This is a genomic window from Citrobacter sp. S-77, from assembly GCF_963864895.1.
GTDB lineage: Bacteria > Pseudomonadota > Gammaproteobacteria > Enterobacterales > Enterobacteriaceae > Citrobacter > Citrobacter murliniae.
In genome coordinates, this window is the sequence record NZ_CAWLWU010000002.1 from 1,893,846 (window position 1) to 1,910,460 (window position 16,615).

Consider the following 16,615-nt stretch of genomic DNA (forward strand, 5'->3'; position numbering starts at 1 on the left):
GCCACATTCACGTCCACTGCACCATCTGCAAAACAGAACCCCCAGGCGGCACGTCCTGCGCGTCATGGGTAACCTGTACCACGGGAATACCCTGCTGATGAACTTCGTTAAACACCCACTGACGAAATGTGTCGCGAAGCGACGTATCCAGGCGACTGAACGGTTCGTCCAGTAGTAGCGCCTGTGGCTGCGCCAGCAGCGCGCGCAGCAGCGCGATACGCGAGCGCTGTCCCCCGGACAATGACGCCGGATCGCGGTGAAAAAAACCGGCCAAATCTGCACGTTTAAGAGCGTGTTCAACTTCATCGCGTCTGGCGGAGCCTTTCAGGGAAGCCGGTAATGCCAGCAGTAAATTTTGCCCAACGCTGAAGTGGTCGAACAGCAGTGCATCCTGGAACAGGATGCCAATCTGACGTTGTGCTGTGGGCAGTGAATCAATGCGTTTATCGTTGAGCCACAGTTCGCCAGACGCCTGAAGTTGAGGCGAAAGGGCTCCAACCATCCATGAAAACAGCGACGATTTGCCGCTGCCCGATGGGCCCATAATAGTGACAATGTCACCTTTCTTAACCTGGAAATTGACTGCTTTTAGCAGCACGTTCGCACCCTGACATAGTGAAACGTTTTTCACGATAAGCATTAACGGAGTCCTTGTCGTAAGCGGCCAATCCACGCAGAGAGTAATGCCGCCAGTGCGAAAACCAACAGAGGCAACAGAAGCTGCCATAACGCCTGTGTTGCAAGCATAGCGGTGCTACCGCCACTGCTCAATGCCACGGCTTCGGTGGTAAGCGTGGGAAAACGCCCGGCGCCTAACCACAGGGTGGGCATGTACTGGGCGATGCTGACGGAGAATCCTACTGATAAGGCGATCAGCGCCGGGCGCAATAACAGCGGGCATTTTACCTGCAAGAAGATGCGGCCCTGCGTCCAGCCAAGAGTTTGGGCGATCAAAATCAGTCGTGGATCAATACGCTGCCACGCCGGTTTGAGCACAAACAGCATCCATGGCGTTACCCACAGCAGATGCCCCCAGATAACCGTCAGGAACAGACCATCCAGCTCAGCGTGTAGAGCCAGCGTATATTGCCCGGTGACCAGGGGTAGCGCAGGCAGGATAATCGGCAGCCACACCCAATTATTCCCACTTTGTGGTCCCCATTCCAGCCATAAGAAAAGTGTTATTAATGCCACTACGCTGGAGATTAATCCCATTTGCAGGCTGGTCAATAGTGTCTCAGGAACCACTGAAGAGAAGTCTGCAACCCATACCAGAATCCCTGCACATAACACACCGCTAACGGGCAGTAGTTGTGCCAGTGAGCGCCCGGATGAACAGGAGGACAAACGTTGACGTACTCCGCTTATCGCCGGGATTGCTCGTTGCCAGCATCGCCAGAAAAGAAAACCGATCAGTGCGAAAATGGCCAGTAACAGCACCAGCAGAAAACTGGCAAGCGCACCTTTCGTCTGCTGGTCGCTGTCTCCCTGACTGAGCCATTGCCAGCTCAATACAGCAAGCGTCGGCGGATTGCCAGGTCCGAGGATTATCGCCACATCAACGACGGACAACGACCAGGCAACTACGGCCAGCATAACTTTACCTAATGCCGGGGCGATGGAGGGTAATACCAGCCAGTTCAGGCATTGCAGTCGGCTATAGCCCAGTGAGTCCAGGACGATAACCTGCTGCGAGAGCTGTTTTTCGCTCAACAGAGCGGAGAGGATCCATAATACAAAGGCGCTCTCTTTAACCGCCAGCGCAATGCCAAGGCCAATTCCGTAGCGGTCGGTCTGCGGGGTAAGAAAGGGCAGTGCGCGATAGAACATACCGCCCTCAGCAAATAGTAACAGGACGCTGGTGGCAAATGCCACGTGTGGAATGGCCAGCAACCAGGGGAGTCGGGTACACAGACGAGCCCAGCCCGCGCCGGGCCACAATGCGAGGAGCGCCATCAGTGCAATGACCAGCGCAACAGTGGCTGCCAGGGTAACGGAAACCAGCGTCGCCAGTAGTGCCTGCGGTAACTGTGGATCGGCAAAAAGCACCAGCCAGTTGAGGCTGGTAAGCGCAGGTGTGATGAGATCGAAAGCAGCGGGCGCCAGCGGCAAATAGATTGCCGCCATGATGCCCCATATCAACAGGATTAATGCGTACCGTAACGGCGTAGCCATTCTTGTTCCAGTGCGTTTACCCAGGCTGCATGGGGTTCAGGAAGTACAGCGGGCAGGCCTTTTGGGATCCGTGCCAGTAGCGCTTCACGCTGCTCAGCGGGTAGTTTTTGCGGGTCAAGCACCGAAGGATCGCCCCAGTAAGTGGGATCGGCCTTGCGCAGTTGCGCTTCGGGAGAGAGCAGGAAATTAGCGACGACTTGCGCCCCGGCGCTGGCCCGTGCGTTAGCCGGAATAGTGACAAAATGCACATTGCCAATCATCCCTTGTGAAAAGCCAAAACTGTAGCTGTTTTGAGGCAATTCACCGCTGGCCACTTTTTGCTGGGCGTGCGCGGGATTAAAGGTCAACGACAAACGCAGCGCTCCGCTATTCAATAGTGCATCCATGCGCGCAGGAGTGGGAGGAAAGTCTTTACCTTCACGCCATAACATGGGATGTAATGTATCAAGATACTGCCACAATGGGGCGGTAACGTCGGCAAACGTCGCAGGTTCGGGCGCAATTTTCAGCGCTTGTGGCTGAGTGGTGAGCATAATTAACAACTGTTCGAGAAATGCTGTACCGGTAAAATCAGGGGGACGCGGATAGGTCACCGTACCGGGATAGGCTTTAGCAAACTCCAGTAATGCCTGCGGGGTTTGTGGTGGTTGTTTGCTAACATCGCGATTGGCGATAAAGGTTAACTGCGCGCCGCCCCACGGCGATTCAGCCCCGTCAGTCGGGATGGAGAAATCTTCGCTCACAGGCTTCAGGGTATCAACGTAGCGCCAGTTGGGCAGCGTTTGCGCCCAGTGCGTTTGTAGCAGATTAGCCTCTTTTAGCGTACGGAAATTTTCGCCGTTAACCCACAGCAAATCGACTGAGCCGCCGGTTTTACGCCCGGAAGCGGCTTCCGTTTGAATGCGTTTAACGGCATCGGCTGCATCTGCCAGACGTACGATTTTCAGGTTAATAGCATAATGTGTTTTCATCTCACCGCTAACCCAGTCGAGATACTGGTTAACCGCGTTATCGCCTCCCCAGGCGTTAAACCAAACCGTTTGCCCTCGGGCTTCGTTTTTGATTTGCTGCCAGTTCGCATCCTGCGCAAAAGTTGCCAGGGGGAAGAGCAGTAAACCAAGGCACAATAAGCAGTAACGCATAATATTTCCTTGATAATGAGTGAATGCAGGCTTCAGGACTGTTTCCTCTGCCGCTCAAGATAGAGGCTTCGCGCGACCGGGATAACCACGGTCAGCGCAAAAAGCACAAACAGCCCGGTAACAAACCAAAATGCGCCTCCGGTTAACAGGCTCCCGGCCCATGAATAGACGATGGTAGCGGGCAACTGACCAATGCCGGTGGCGAGGAAAAAGTGGCGAAAGCGGATCGATGTCAGGCCTGCGGCATAGCTTATCGGGTCAAAAGGGACGAAAGGGAGGAGGCGGCACACGAGAATAGTATGTTTGCCGTAACGCTCAAAAAAGGCATCCATATTTTTCAGCACCGTTTTTCCGGTCAATTTTTCCACCGCACTACGGCCTAAAATACGGGCAATAAAAAAGCATAACGTCGCACCCGCCATGGCACTGGTCCAGGACAGTACGCCTCCCCAGAATGCGCCGAACAGTGATGCGTTCGCAAATGTGATCAGGAAGGCCGGAAGCGGGGCGATAATTGCCTGCAAGATCATCAAAAAGAAGGAAACTACTGCTGCCTGAGTACCCCAGGAACGAATGAAATTCTCAAGCGCATGCTGATCAACCGTGGCAAATGCCGCCAGGCTTTGTCGGAGAAAGTCGCTTACGGCAGGTATCCATACCCACGCCATCAGCGCCATCAGCAGCAGTATAATCAGCCCGATCCGGCAAAACTTTATGAGGTGCGCTTTATTTCGCTTCATCATTTACCTGTTTGCTCACGATGGGCAGAGGGATCGACACGTTTACACCGGGCCCAGGCTTTTGCCGCCTGTACCAGGGCGAATAATGCAATGCCTGCCCCACTGAGTTTAATGATAAATGCCAGGGTGATGCCTTCCTGGGCAAGCTCGTGCGACATCAGGGTATAGATAAAGATACCGGGCAAGGTGGTAACTGCTGAAGTAAAAGTAAACGACCAGAAAGAGATTGCGGTCAACCCGTAAGCATAATTTTGAATATTATATGGAAATAGCGGAACGAGCCGGGTGAGGATCAAAAAGTCAATCCCACTGTGGGCAATGCCTTTTTCGATTGCCTGAAAGGTGGTGGTATGACCGGCATATTTCAGCAGCAGATCGCGGCCAAGCCAGCGGGCCAGTAGAAACGACAACGCCGAGGCTACGGTGGCCGCTACCAGGGAAATAAGGGTGCCAACCAGTGGGCCATAGAGGATCCCGCCGACGATCACCAGAATACTGCCGGGGATCAGACATAGCGCCGCCACGATAAAAAGCAGGATATATAACGTGTAGCCAAAGATACCGCTCTGACGGATGGCGTCTTGTAGATGATGGAAATTAGTTATCAGGTCAGTCAGACCGTAATAATGGACAGCTCCCGTCAGAACGCAGAATAATGCGGCGACAATCAGTAGCCTGTATTCTGCCTTATGCGAACTTCTTTTTCATAGGGGCACTCCTGTAAACCATGTGCGATGACGCGTTTTCGCAAGCGAAAAGTGGGCGGAAGATATAATAAATTCCCGGACGTAACAATGTATTACCGTTATTTTATTGATTTTGCTCAGGATATATCCGCTCTCCAGAGCGGCGATGCTCTGGAGAAAACGCGATGGTATGGATTACACGCGGAATTTTGCCCACACCGGTGCGTGGTCGGATGGTTTTTCCATGCTGCGGATCTCATAGTCGATCCCGGTTTCTTCGCAGCGCTCTGCCAGCGGAGTGCTTGCCAGCAGCAGGTCGATACGCAGGCCACGGTTGTCGTCGAAGCCTTTTGAACGGTAATCAAACCACGAATACTGGTCGTTTGTTTCCGGATGAGCATGACGGAAGGTGTCCACCAACCCCCAACCCAGCAGGCGCTCCATCCATTCACGCTCTTCCGGCAGGAAAGAGCATTTTCCGGTACGCAGCCAGCGCTTGCGGTTCTCTTCACCGATGCCGATATCAAGATCGGTTGGGCTGATATTCATGTCTCCCATGATCAGCACTGGATTGTCGCGCTTCAGTTCGGTATCCAGATAGTTTTGCAGGTTCTGATAGAACGCTGCTTTGGCCGGGAATTTGGTTTCATGGTCACGGCTTTCACCCTGAGGGAAATAGCCGTTGATGACGGTGATGTTACCCAGAGATGAAGGAATTTCCGCCATGATAATACGGCGCTGGGCTTCTTCGTCATCGTTCGGGAAGCCACGACGTACAGACACCGGGGTTTCTTTCGTCAGTAACGCTACGCCGTAATGCCCTTTCTGACCGTGATAGAAAACGTTGTAACCCAGCTTTGCTACCTCTTCGAGAGGGAACATATCATCATGAACTTTTGTCTCCTGCAGGCCAATAACATCGGGTTGGTGTTTTTCGACAATAGCTGCCAGTTGATGAGGACGGGCGCGCAGGCCGTTGATATTAAAAGAGACAAATTTCATAGTCGCTGCCACTTTGCAAGGTGAATAGTGCAAGGATGGTAGCAGAATTTCTGCTGGCTGACTGCCACTTGTCACCTGATTCCAACAATGACTGCTAAAGGTGTTAACGATGGGGCAAAAACTGCACTGTTTTGGCGCGGAGTGCGTCAGAATAGAGCAATAATTTCCGATAAATTTCGTATATGATCACAATTCCAGAATTATATTTGGCAACTGAATAATATTTCGCTTTTTCCTCTTTTTAGTCGCCCAGTGCGCAAACATATTCACTTTATATGCACGTACAGTGAATATCGCTGGGTTATAACCTATTGATATTCCGTTCCCTCACTCCGTTTATGCATTTTTTTCGCTGGCTGGCACGAACCCTGCAATCTACATTTACAGCGCAAACACTATATTATTTAACATATAAATAACTTTTTATTTACCGTTGAGGTCGCTATGTCTCTGTCAGTTACGCGTGAAAATTTTGATGAATGGATGATGCCCGTATACGCTCCAGCGCCTTTTATTCCGGTTCGTGGTGAAGGCTCGCGTCTGTGGGATCAGCAGGGTAAAGAGTATATCGATTTCGCGGGAGGCATTGCGGTTAATGCGCTGGGGCACGCACATCCGGCGTTACGTGAAGCATTAAACGATCAGGCGAGTAAATTCTGGCATACCGGAAATGGCTATACCAACGAGCCGGTACTGCGGTTGGCGAAACAACTGATTGATGCAACTTTTGCCGAGCGCGTTTTCTTTTGTAACTCTGGTGCGGAAGCTAACGAGGCCGCACTAAAACTGGCGCGTAAATATGCTCACGATCGTTTCGGTAGCCAGAAAAGTGGCATCGTGGCCTTTAAAAATGCCTTCCACGGTCGCACGCTGTTTACCGTAAGCGCCGGGGGGCAGCCAGCCTATTCGCAGGATTTTGCACCGTTGCCGCCGGATATCCGCCATGCCGTGTATAACGATCTGGATTCTGCCAGCCAGTTGATTAATGACGCAACCTGCGCGGTTATCGTGGAACCAGTCCAGGGCGAGGGTGGCGTGATACCGGCAACGAAAGCATTTTTACAGGGGCTGCGTGAATTATGCGATCGACACAATGCGCTGCTTATTTTCGATGAAGTGCAGACCGGAGTCGGTCGTACTGGCGAGCTGTATGCCTATATGCATTACGGCGTGACGCCGGATCTGCTGACGACGGCCAAAGCGTTGGGCGGTGGTTTTCCTGTTGGCGCGTTATTGACGACTGAGCAATGCGCCAGTGTGATGACGGTGGGCACACACGGTACCACTTACGGCGGAAATCCGCTGGCCTCTGCGGTGGCCGGGAAAGTGCTGGAAATTGTTAACACACAGGAAGTATTGAACGGCGTCAAACAGCGTCACGACTGGTTTGTGGAGCGTATCAACGCCATTAACGAACGTTTTGGATTATTTAGTGAGATTCGTGGACTTGGCCTGTTAATCGGCTGCGTACTGAATGAAGAGTTTGCCGGGAAAGCCAAACTGATCTCGCAAGAAGCCGCCAGTGCAGGGGTGATGGTGCTGATTGCTGGTGGGAACGTAGTGCGTTTTGCGCCAGCGTTGAACGTCAGCGAAGAAGAAGTTGCCACCGGACTGGATCGCTTTGCACTGGCCTGTGAACGCATTACAGCAGGAGGTTCATCATGATGGTGATCCGTCCCATTGAACGCGCAGATATTACGGCGTTAATGCAACTTGCCAGTAAGACCGGTGGCGGATTGACGTCGCTTCCGGCGAATGAAGCCACTCTTATGGCGAGAATTGAACGTTCGCTGCAAACCTGGCAGGGCAAGTTGCCGAAAAGCGAGCAGGGGTATGTTTTTGTGCTCGAAGACAGCGCCACAGGTACGGTAGCAGGAATTTGCGCAATCGAAGTGGCGGTTGGACTTAATGATCCCTGGTATAACTATCGGGTGGGTACCCTGGTGCATGCCTCGAAAGAGCTGAACGTTTATAACGCGCTGCCGACGCTGTTTCTCAGTAACGATCATACGGGAAGCAGTGAGCTGTGTACCCTGTTCCTCGATCCGGACTGGCGAAAAGAAGGCAACGGCTATTTACTGTCGAAATCGCGTTTTATGTTTATGGCCGCGTTCCGTGACCGGTTTAACGAAAAAGTAGTGGCAGAAATGCGCGGAGTGATCGATGAACACGGTTACTCCCCGTTCTGGCAAAGCCTTGGGAAGCGCTTTTTCTCAATGGAGTTCAGCAGGGCTGATTTTCTGTGTGGAACAGGGCAAAAAGCATTTATTGCTGAATTGATGCCCAAGCATCCTATTTATACCCATTTCTTGTCGGACGAAGCGCAAAGCGTGATTGGCGAAGTGCATCCGCAAACCGCACCTGCCCGCGCGGTGCTGGAGAAGGAAGGGTTTCGCTATCGTAACTATATTGACATTTTCGACGGTGGGCCGACGCTGGAATGCGATATCGACCGGGTTCGGGCGATTCGCAAAAGCAGGTTGGTGGAGGTTGTTGAAGGACAACCGGCACCAGGCGAATATCCGGCCTGTCTGGTTGCCAATGAAAACTATCACAACTTCCGCGTCATGCTGGTTCGCGCCGATCCGCATACTCAGCGCCTGGTGTTAACGGCGGCGCAGTTGGATGCCCTGAAGTGCCACGCGGGCGACAAGGTCCGTTTAGTTCGTCTTTGTGCAGAGGAGAAAACAGCATGACATTATGGATAAATGGCGACTGGGTAACGGGTCTGGGTGAACGTCGGGTGAAAACCAATCCGGTGAGTGGCGATACCCTGTGGCAAGGAAATGATGCTGATGACTCGCAGGTGGCCCAGGCATGTCATGCAGCGCGTGCAGCTTTCCCAGGTTGGGCAAAACAGCCTTTTGCCGCACGTCAGGCGGTTGTGGAGAAATTCGCCGCCTTGCTGGAGAGCAATAAAACAGAACTCACAGCGATTATTGCACAGGAAACCAGCAAACCACGCTGGGAGGCCGCGACAGAATTGACGGCGATGATCAATAAAATCGCTATCTCCGTAAAAGCCTATCATGTACGTACCGGTGAGCAACATAATGAGTTGCCAGATGGTGCTGCGACGTTGCGTCACCGTCCCCACGGCGTGCTGGCGGTTTTTGGTCCGTATAACTTCCCCGGTCATTTGCCCAACGGTCATATTGTTCCGGCTCTGCTGGCGGGTAATACACTGATTTTCAAACCCAGTGAACTGACCCCGTGGACCGGTGAGGCAGTAGTAAAATTGTGGGAGCAGGCAGGATTACCGCCAGGCGTGCTGAATCTGGTGCAGGGTGGGCGCGAAACGGGGCAGGCGTTGAGTGCGCTGGAAGACCTTGACGGCCTGCTGTTTACCGGCAGCGCCAATACGGGCTATCAGTTGCATCGACAGTTATCCGGGCAGCCGGAAAAAATCCTCGCGCTGGAGATGGGGGGCAACAACCCGCTGATTATTGAAAATCCGGAAGATATTGATGCGGCAGTGCATCTGACTATTCAGTCGGCGTTTGTCACCGCCGGGCAACGTTGCACCTGCGCTCGTCGGCTGCTGGTAAAAAAAGGGGCGCAGGGGGATGCATTTCTGGCGCGCCTGGTTGAAGTCAGTCAGCGTCTGGTTCCGGGAAACTGGGATGACGAGCCGCAACCCTTTATCGGCGGGCTTATTTCCCAACAAGCGGCACAGCACGTATATGATGCCTGGCAACGTCTTGAAGCCCTTGGCGGTCGCACTTTGCTGGCTCCACGGCGAGTGCAAGTGGGTACCTCCCTGCTGGCACCGGGGATAATCGAACTGACCGATGTGGCAAACGTGCCGGATGAGGAAGTCTTCGGTCCGCTGCTCGGCGTGTGGCGTTACGACAACTTCGACGACGCCATTCATCTGGCCAACAATACCCGATTTGGTCTGTCGTGTGGGCTGGTGTCGCCGGATCGCGTTCAGTTTGATCAGCTCCTGTTGGAAGCGCGGGCCGGAATTGTCAACTGGAATAAACCCTTGACCGGTGCGGCAAGCACTGCGCCATTTGGTGGGGTAGGCGCATCCGGGAACCATCGCGCCAGTGCCTGGTATGCCGCAGATTATTGCGCCTGGCCGATGGCGAGTCTGGAGTCACCACTATTAACGCTGCCTGCGGCCCTTAGTCCGGGACTGGATTTTTCACGCGGGGGTAAAATATGAAAGCGCGTGAGGTCAATTTCGACGGGCTGGTAGGGCTGACGCATCACTATGCTGGGTTGTCATTTGGCAATGAGGCTTCGACGCAACACCGTTTTCAGGTGTCGAATCCCCGTCTGGCGGCAAAGCAGGGTCTGTTAAAGATGAAAGCGCTGGCGGATGCGGGATTTCCTCAGGCGGTGATCCCTCCCCATGAACGTCCGTTTATTCCGGCGCTGCGCCAGCTTGGATTCAGCGGCAGCGACGAGCAGGTGCTGGAAAAGGTGGCGCGCCAGGCGCCTCACTGGCTCTCCAGCGTCAGCTCCGCATCGCCAATGTGGGTGGCGAATGCGGCAACGGTTTGTCCTTCTGCTGATTCGCTGGATGGGAAAGTGCATCTGACGGTTGCCAACCTGAATAATAAATTCCACCGTTCGCTGGAAGCACCGACCACTGAGTCGCTGTTGCGGGCGATTTTCCGCGATGAGAAAACCTTTGCGGTTCACGGTGCGCTGCCGCAGGTCGCGTTGCTGGGCGATGAAGGGGCGGCGAACCATAACCGTCTCGGTGGTGACTACGGCGGGCCTGGTGTACAGCTGTTTGTTTATGGCCGCGAAGAGGGAAATGCAACGCAACCGAAGCGCTATCCGGCGCGGCAATCCCGCGAGGCCAGCGAAGCCGTGGCGCGGTTGAATAAGGTTAACCCGCATCAGCTAATTTTTGCCCAACAAAACCCGGATGTCATCGATCTCGGAGTCTTCCATAACGATGTTATTGCGGTGTCGAATCGTCAGGTGTTGTTTTGCCATGAGCTGGCGTTTGCCAGACAGCAAGCGTTGTTGAGTCAGCTACGTACACAGGTGGCTGGATTTACTGCGCTGGAAGTGCCCTCAGCGGAAGTTTCAGTGCAGGATGCGGTAGCGACATACCTGTTTAACAGCCAGTTGTTGAGTTGTGATGATGGCTCGATGATGCTGATTTTACCGCAGGAGTGCCGGGAACATGCTGGCGTATGGCGTTATCTGCACCATGTGCTGGAAGGTGATAACCCGATCAACGATCTGCGGGTATTTGATCTGCGGGAAAGTATGTCTAACGGCGGTGGTCCTGCTTGTCTGCGCCTACGGGTAGTATTAACCCCACAAGAGCTACAAGCTGTTAATCCGGCGGTTATCATGAATGATACGTTATTCAATACGCTGAATAACTGGGTCGACCGTTACTACCGGGATCGTCTGACCGCCGCTGATCTCGCCGACCCGCAACTGCTGCGTGAAGGCCGCGAAGCGCTGGATTCGCTGACACAATTACTGAACCTCGGTTCTGTTTACCCCTTCCAGCAGGAGCTGTGAGCTATGGAAAATTTTCTTGCCCTGACGCTCGCGGGTACTGCGCCGGATGCTATCCAGGGTAAAGCACATGGTTTTAACTGGCAGTGGCGCGGACATGGCATTCTGGAACTTACGCCTCTTGCTCCGGTTGAACGTTCGCTGGTGCTTTCCGCTGGTATACATGGCAATGAAACTGCACCGGTAGAAATGCTTGATGTGTTGTTGTCAGGATTGTTTAGCGGCAAGCTGACTTTAACCTGGCGAATGTTGGTGATACTGGGTAATCCGCAGGCGCTGACTGCGGGTAAGCGCTATTGTCATAGCGATCTGAATCGCATGTTTGGCGGTCGATGGCAGATATTTGCCGCAAGTGGTGAAACGCTGCGAGCCCGTGAGCTGGAGCTGTGTCTGGAGGATTTTTATTCACGTGCAACAGAGACGGTGCGTTGGCATCTGGATCTCCATACCGCTATTCGTGGTTCACATCATCTGCGCTTCGGTGTATTGCCGCAGCGCAACGTGCCGTGGGACGAAGGGTTTCTGTCCTGGTTGGGGGATGCGGGGCTGGAGGCGCTGGTTTTCCATCAGGCGCCGGGCGGAACGTTCACTCACTTTAGCGGAGAGCATTTTGGTGCGCTGGCTTGTACGCTGGAACTGGGTAAAGCATTGCCGTTTGGACAAAACGATCTGACTCAATTTGCGCAGACAGCAGATGCGCTGGCCTGTTTGCTGAAGGGGGAATGTAGTGGTGCAGAGGACACATTCCCGGTGCGCTATCGCGTGGTGTCGCAAATTACACGGCGTAGCGACGATTTTATTTTGCATATGGATAACCAGACGCTGAACTTTACGCCATTCAGGGAGGGGACGTTGCTGGCACAGGATGGCGATGAGCGTTTTATTGTCACCCACGATGTTGAATATGTTCTCTTTCCAAACCCCAATGTGGCTTGTGGCTTACGTGCCGGGTTGATGCTGGAAAGGTTGTGACTGAAATATTTGCCCCAGGAACCAGATAATCAGGTAACTGGGGTAAGCCAGAGCAGCTACAAAAATATAATTTGGAAGATAAAGGATATATTACAGATTATTCCTGGTAAGTTGCTTTCTTAATAATCAGAGTTCAGGTATAGTTCTTCATAATCCTTTCAAAATCATCTTGTTGTAATTTTTTATTTCAACTCTCCGCAATTTATTCTTTTTTTCTTCATAATTGATGAAAGTTTGTTTTTTACACTTTCATTGTTTTACCGTTGCTCTGATTAATTGACGCTAAAGCCGGTAAAGTTAGTCTCGTCAACACGACATCACATTGCATGAGTGTCGTAAGAATAACTGAAAGGAAGGACAGAAATTATGCGTAAACTGACTGCTTTGTTTGTTGCCTCTACCCTGGCGCTGGGCGCCGCGAACCTGGCACATGCTGCTGATACTACAACTGCTGCACCGACAACTGCCAAACCTATGATGCACCACAACGGTAAGTTTGGCCCACATCACGACATGATGTTTAAAGACCTCAATCTGACCGATGCACAGAAACAACAGATCCGCGACATTATGAAAGGTCAGCGCGATCAGATGAAACGTCCGCCGCTGGAAGAACGCCGTGCAATGCACGATATCATCGCCAGCGATAGCTTCGATAAAGCGAAAGCTGAAGCGCAAATTGCGAAGATGGAAGAACAGCGTAAAGCCAACATGCTGGCGCACATGGAAACCCAGAACAAGATCTACAACATTCTGACGCCGGAACAGAAAAAACAGTTTAATGCCAATTTTGAGAAGCGTCTGACAGAACGTGAAGCGCAGAAAGGTAAAATGCCAAAGGCTGCTGAGTAATCGATCAGCGTCTACACTAAATCATTCGCGTTGTGTCTGATACGGCGCGAATAAAAACTCAAGACCGCCGGTCTTGTCCACAACACGTTTAACGAGGTGGGCAGGATCGGCGGTTTTTTCTTTACTGCCTATTGCACCTCGCAACCGACACGCTATTCTCCTGAAGCCCGCGAAAATTCTACCTGGATCAGCGCGTTAATCTTTTTTGCAAAACGCCAGGTTCATCGCTAAGGCAAATCAACTCTGCTGCCGATAACAACAATGTGCAGGGTGAATGATAACTACGATGATTAGGGTGCCTGTGTGCGGCATACTGGCGTACTGCGCCTTTCTGGAGAGATGATGGAATACTTTGATATCCGCAAAATGCCGGTCAATCTTTGGCGTAATGGTGCGGGAGAAACGCGTGAGATTTGTTGTTTTCCGCCTGCAACACGTGATTTCCACTGGCGGGCGAGTATTGCCTCTATTGCCGCGAACGGCGAATTTTCACTTTTCCCAGGGGTCGAACGCGTGATTACGCTGCTGGAAGGGGGGGAAGTCACTCTGGAAGGCGTGAATGCTTTCACGCATACGCTCAAGCAGCATCAACCGTTTACCTTCGCGGGGGACAGGGTGGTAAAAGCCAGGCTGACAGAGGGACAGATGTCGATGGATTTCAATATCATGACGCGTCGTGATGTCTGTCAGGCGAAAGTCAGAGTTGCTGATCGTACTTTTACAACCTTTGGTTCGCGTGGCGGCGTTGTGTTTGTGATTAGCGGAGCCTGGCAACTGGGAGATAAATTGCTGACAGTTGACCAGGGCGCATGCTGGCACGATGGCAAGCACACGTTGCGACTACTAAAAGCGGAAGGGAAGCTGTTATTTAGTGAGATTAACTGGATGCCGGGGCATTCTCCGGATCCAGTTCAATAATTTCATATTGCCCTGACATGACCGGCCGGCAGAGGATTTTATAACCATCATGATCAAAGCCGGCAGGCATGCGTGCCAGCGTTGTGGCCTCATCCAGTGTTGACACAGCGCCGAGCCACAGCCAGTTATTGATGATGTGGTACTGCGTCAGTTCCGCCGTGCTCTCTTTCAGTGCAATTGCACTTTTCCACGGCCAGCAGATTACGCGTAGTCTTTCCAGCGCTTCCTGTAGTCGCAACTGATGCGCCTCGGGACTCTCCTTTCCGCAACATGCTCCGGCGCAGCGTTTAAGCGCTGAACGGAAGCAGGCTCGTCCGCGACTCAGCGGTTCCAGTCCGAGTAAACCGTAGCAAAGCTTCTGTTCATCAGCGAGGCTTTGCAGCGCCTGTAGCGCGGCGCGGCGATGAGCAAACAGGCCGAACAGATGGGGCGTTTGTGAGAAATCAACTTCGCGTGCATAGACAACTTGAACAGTTCGGTCGGTTAATCGCAGGGAACAGAGCTGGCGCGTACGCCGCAGTCGTTTGTTAAACAGGGGTTGTTGCTCTTTGATCAGCCGGGCTTCCAGCAGGAGCGCGCCGATTTCCCCGGCTGTACAAATCCAGGTAATACGTCGGGACTGGCGCAACATCGCCGCTTCGTCTGCTGTACGCAGATGCGATAACACCCGGCTGCGAATATTCACACTTTTGCCGATATAAAGCGGCATCGTATCGCTATCGCTGTGAAACAGATAAACGCCAGGTGCCGCTGGCAGCTCGCGCAGAAACGGGCGCAAGTGCTCGGGGTATTCATAGATTGCTGCTGGTTCAAACGAAAGACGAGGTGCTGATTGACGCCGTACCACTTGTGACTCCGGATGCTGGTTATTCATCCAGTGTAACAAAAGTGTTTCGCTCAAAAAAGAGGCTGGGATGATGTTTCCAGTTCTTGTGCCGGACAGGACATAAATTGTCGCTATCCGGCATCATGCTGGAAGAAGTGAGTTACGGTTTTTTCCAGAAGTCGTCAAACACCGTAATTGGTGGGCGACGTTTATGCTCTGTCTTCATATACCAGCCTTCGATTTTATTTGCCACCGCGGCATCCAGTGTTTTCCCTTCCAGGTAATCATCGATGTTGTCGTACGTCACGCCTAATGCGGCTTCATCAGGCAGAGAAGGACGATCGTCCTCGAGATCGGCGGTTGGTGCTTTCTGATAGAGATGCTCAGGGCAACCCAGCGCGGCAAGAAGCTGTTTCCCCTGACGCTTGTTGAGGCGGAAAATAGGGTTAATGTCGGTGCCGCCATCGCCATATTTGGTGAAGAATCCGGTGATAGCTTCTGCCGCGTGATCGGTACCAACGACAACACCGCTGGTCATCCCGGCGATACTGTACTGTGCCTTCATACGCTCACGGGCTTTCTCATTACCTCGCACAAAATCACTTAGTTCGATACCCGCTTCACGTAATGCTTGCTCACTGGCAAGTACCGCGCCCTTTATATTAACGGTTAACACGCGATCCGGCTGGATGAATGCTATCGCATCCTGGCAGTCCTGTTCATCGGCCTGAACACCGTAAGGCAGACGAACGGCAATAAACTGCAGTGCGTCGTTGCCGGTTTCTTCACGCAGTTCAGAAATCGCCATTTGGCATAATTTTCCGGCCAGGGTTGAGTCCTGGCCACCGCTAATCCCTAACACCAGTGATTTCAGAAAGGGGTAGGTTTGCAGGTACGATTTCAGAAAATCCACGCTGCGGCGAATTTCCTCTTCTGCATTAATGTGCGGTTTGGCGCCAAGCGCCTGGATTATCTCTTGCTGCAGAGTCATTTAACCCCCTCCGAAAAATAAAATGATCAAAAATAATGATGTGTTAAAGCTAACGCGTTGACGCCCAAACGACAAGGGATGCGGCCGGATATAACATCATTTTGTTTTAATAGAATTTTCCGAAAGGGCTTAAGTATCAACTGTCAGCTTGAAAAATGAGTTGTTGTGCTCCAGGCTTATATAACACGCTGAAATATACGGCATCATTCAAATCGTCTCTTTGCTGGCTGCCTTTGCTCACCTCAGTCACTTACTGATGTAAGCTCCTGAAGATTTGCTCAGTTGCCGCTTCGATGTATTTTGAATGATATTGTGTACCAACAAGAGGAAGAAAAAATGAACAAGAATCTAACAGGAATTCTGGGTGCAGCGGCGGTAATGACTATGCTGGCAGGTTGTACGGCCTACGACCGTACGAAAGACCAATTTGTCCAGCCCGTGGTGAAAGATGTGAAGAAAGGGATGAGCCGGGCGCAGGTTGCGCAGATTGCTGGTAAGCCTTCATCTGAAGTGAGCATGATTCATGCGCGTGGAACTTGTCAGACTTACATCCTGGGTCAACGAGATGGTAAAGCTGAGACCTATTTTGTTGCATTGGATGATACTGGACACGTGATTAATTCTGGCTATCAGACATGTGCAGAGTACGACACAGACCCACAGGCGGCGAAGAAGTAACAACTGTATATTGCCTGTGCGTTCTGGAGAACCGGCCATTGCGCCGGTTTTTTTGTCTCTAGCGATCTTAATTATTGTCGCGAATTATTTGCCCGAAATGTGAGGGGTGTCATAACGACAGGTCAAGGAGAAGCAAT

Annotated in this window: 16 protein-coding genes; 8 read left to right on the forward strand and 8 right to left on the reverse strand. The window is 52.3% G+C overall.

Translation table 11 applies throughout. The annotated features are described in order from the left end of the window. Positions 1 to 7 precede the first annotated feature (7 nt). The 6 genes from AACS05_RS09670 to xthA form a co-directional block, all read right to left on the reverse strand. Positions 8 to 640, reverse strand: coding sequence for an ATP-binding cassette domain-containing protein (locus tag AACS05_RS09670; protein WP_045442020.1), 633 nt, complete (start codon positions 638 to 640; stop codon positions 8 to 10). Beyond that, complete coding sequence (locus tag AACS05_RS09675) at positions 640 to 2,175, reverse strand: thiamine ABC transporter permease (protein WP_045442023.1); 1,536 nt, start codon at positions 2,173 to 2,175, stop codon at positions 640 to 642. Before AACS05_RS09675 ends, AACS05_RS09670 begins: the two co-directional genes overlap by 1 nt. Continuing rightward, entirely contained in the window at positions 2,148 to 3,317 is a 1,170-nt protein-coding gene (locus AACS05_RS09680; protein WP_045442026.1) for an ABC transporter substrate-binding protein, read from the reverse strand. Before AACS05_RS09680 ends, AACS05_RS09675 begins: the two co-directional genes overlap by 28 nt. Before the next feature lie 32 nt (positions 3,318 to 3,349). Further along, a complete protein-coding gene (locus AACS05_RS09685) occupies positions 3,350 to 4,057 on the reverse strand; it encodes a TVP38/TMEM64 family protein (RefSeq protein ID WP_404842379.1) in 708 nt (235 codons plus the stop codon). Then, positions 4,057 to 4,728, reverse strand: coding sequence for a TVP38/TMEM64 family protein (locus AACS05_RS09690; RefSeq protein ID WP_190284575.1), 672 nt, complete (start codon positions 4,726 to 4,728; stop codon positions 4,057 to 4,059). The genes AACS05_RS09685 and AACS05_RS09690 overlap by 1 nt, the downstream gene beginning before the upstream one ends. Positions 4,729 to 4,938: 210 nt before the next feature. Next, positions 4,939 to 5,745 carry an exodeoxyribonuclease III gene (gene xthA / locus AACS05_RS09695; RefSeq protein WP_045442034.1) on the reverse strand — a complete coding sequence of 269 codons (807 nt, stop codon included), beginning with the start codon at positions 5,743 to 5,745 and terminating at the stop codon, positions 4,939 to 4,941. 444 nt (positions 5,746 to 6,189) lie between these two features. On the opposite strand from xthA, the gene astC reads away from it, so the two are divergent. From astC to ves, 7 genes are all read left to right on the forward strand, one after another. Further along, positions 6,190 to 7,410, forward strand: a complete 1,221-nt coding sequence (gene astC, locus AACS05_RS09700; RefSeq protein WP_045442036.1) for a succinylornithine/acetylornithine transaminase — start codon at positions 6,190 to 6,192, stop codon at positions 7,408 to 7,410. Continuing rightward, on the forward strand, positions 7,407 to 8,441 hold the full coding sequence (gene astA / locus AACS05_RS09705) for an arginine N-succinyltransferase (protein ID WP_045442043.1): 1,035 nt from the start codon (positions 7,407 to 7,409) through the stop codon (positions 8,439 to 8,441). The genes astC and astA overlap by 4 nt, the downstream gene beginning before the upstream one ends. Next, the gene (gene astD, locus AACS05_RS09710; RefSeq protein ID WP_045442046.1) at positions 8,438 to 9,916 is read left to right on the forward strand and encodes a succinylglutamate-semialdehyde dehydrogenase; all 1,479 of its coding nucleotides are present in this window, start codon (positions 8,438 to 8,440) and stop codon (positions 9,914 to 9,916) included. Before astA ends, astD begins: the two co-directional genes overlap by 4 nt. Next, positions 9,913 to 11,244: an N-succinylarginine dihydrolase gene (gene astB / locus AACS05_RS09715; protein WP_045442048.1), complete on the forward strand. Its 1,332-nt coding sequence runs from the start codon at positions 9,913 to 9,915 to the stop codon at positions 11,242 to 11,244. The genes astD and astB overlap by 4 nt, the downstream gene beginning before the upstream one ends. Positions 11,245 to 11,247: 3 nt before the next feature. After that, complete coding sequence (astE, locus tag AACS05_RS09720; protein WP_045442050.1) at positions 11,248 to 12,213, forward strand: succinylglutamate desuccinylase; 966 nt, start codon at positions 11,248 to 11,250, stop codon at positions 12,211 to 12,213. A 366-nt stretch (positions 12,214 to 12,579) separates the two neighbouring features. Beyond that, positions 12,580 to 13,065 carry an ATP-independent periplasmic protein-refolding chaperone Spy gene (gene spy / locus AACS05_RS09725; protein WP_045442052.1) on the forward strand — a complete coding sequence of 162 codons (486 nt, stop codon included), beginning with the start codon at positions 12,580 to 12,582 and terminating at the stop codon, positions 13,063 to 13,065. Positions 13,066 to 13,407: 342 nt separating this feature from the next. Further along, the gene (ves, locus tag AACS05_RS09730; RefSeq protein ID WP_045442055.1) at positions 13,408 to 13,983 is read left to right on the forward strand and encodes an environmental stress-induced protein Ves; all 576 of its coding nucleotides are present in this window, start codon (positions 13,408 to 13,410) and stop codon (positions 13,981 to 13,983) included. On the opposite strand, the gene cho is transcribed toward ves, so the two are convergent. Both cho and nadE read right to left on the reverse strand, forming a co-directional pair. Further along, positions 13,943 to 14,830, reverse strand: a complete 888-nt coding sequence (gene cho, locus AACS05_RS09735; protein WP_045442058.1) for an excinuclease Cho — start codon at positions 14,828 to 14,830, stop codon at positions 13,943 to 13,945. The genes ves and cho overlap by 41 nt on opposite strands. Positions 14,831 to 14,969: 139 nt before the next feature. After that, on the reverse strand, positions 14,970 to 15,800 hold the full coding sequence (nadE, locus tag AACS05_RS09740; protein WP_045442061.1) for an ammonia-dependent NAD(+) synthetase: 831 nt from the start codon (positions 15,798 to 15,800) through the stop codon (positions 14,970 to 14,972). Positions 15,801 to 16,136: 336 nt separating this feature from the next. On the opposite strand from nadE, the gene osmE reads away from it, so the two are divergent. Next, positions 16,137 to 16,478: an osmotically-inducible lipoprotein OsmE gene (osmE, locus tag AACS05_RS09745; protein WP_045442064.1), complete on the forward strand. Its 342-nt coding sequence runs from the start codon at positions 16,137 to 16,139 to the stop codon at positions 16,476 to 16,478. Positions 16,479 to 16,615: the final 137 nt, after the last annotated feature.

Coding starts and splice junctions, on each gene's coding strand:
- AACS05_RS09670 (WP_045442020.1), bottom strand. CDS start 640: ATGCTTATCGTGAAAAACGTTTCACTATGTCAGGGTGCGAACGTGCTG.
- spy (WP_045442052.1), top strand. CDS start 12,580: ATGCGTAAACTGACTGCTTTGTTTGTTGCCTCTACCCTGGCGCTGGGC.
- astD (WP_045442046.1), top strand. CDS start 8,438: ATGACATTATGGATAAATGGCGACTGGGTAACGGGTCTGGGTGAACGT.
- astB (WP_045442048.1), top strand. CDS start 9,913: ATGAAAGCGCGTGAGGTCAATTTCGACGGGCTGGTAGGGCTGACGCAT.
- astC (WP_045442036.1), top strand. CDS start 6,190: ATGTCTCTGTCAGTTACGCGTGAAAATTTTGATGAATGGATGATGCCC.
- xthA (WP_045442034.1), bottom strand. CDS start 5,745: ATGAAATTTGTCTCTTTTAATATCAACGGCCTGCGCGCCCGTCCTCAT.
- nadE (WP_045442061.1), bottom strand. CDS start 15,800: ATGACTCTGCAGCAAGAGATAATCCAGGCGCTTGGCGCCAAACCGCAC.
- astE (WP_045442050.1), top strand. CDS start 11,248: ATGGAAAATTTTCTTGCCCTGACGCTCGCGGGTACTGCGCCGGATGCT.
- ves (WP_045442055.1), top strand. CDS start 13,408: ATGGAATACTTTGATATCCGCAAAATGCCGGTCAATCTTTGGCGTAAT.
- AACS05_RS09685 (WP_404842379.1), bottom strand. CDS start 4,057: ATGAAGCGAAATAAAGCGCACCTCATAAAGTTTTGCCGGATCGGGCTG.
- astA (WP_045442043.1), top strand. CDS start 7,407: ATGATGGTGATCCGTCCCATTGAACGCGCAGATATTACGGCGTTAATG.
- AACS05_RS09675 (WP_045442023.1), bottom strand. CDS start 2,175: ATGGCTACGCCGTTACGGTACGCATTAATCCTGTTGATATGGGGCATC.
- osmE (WP_045442064.1), top strand. CDS start 16,137: ATGAACAAGAATCTAACAGGAATTCTGGGTGCAGCGGCGGTAATGACT.
- AACS05_RS09680 (WP_045442026.1), bottom strand. CDS start 3,317: ATGCGTTACTGCTTATTGTGCCTTGGTTTACTGCTCTTCCCCCTGGCA.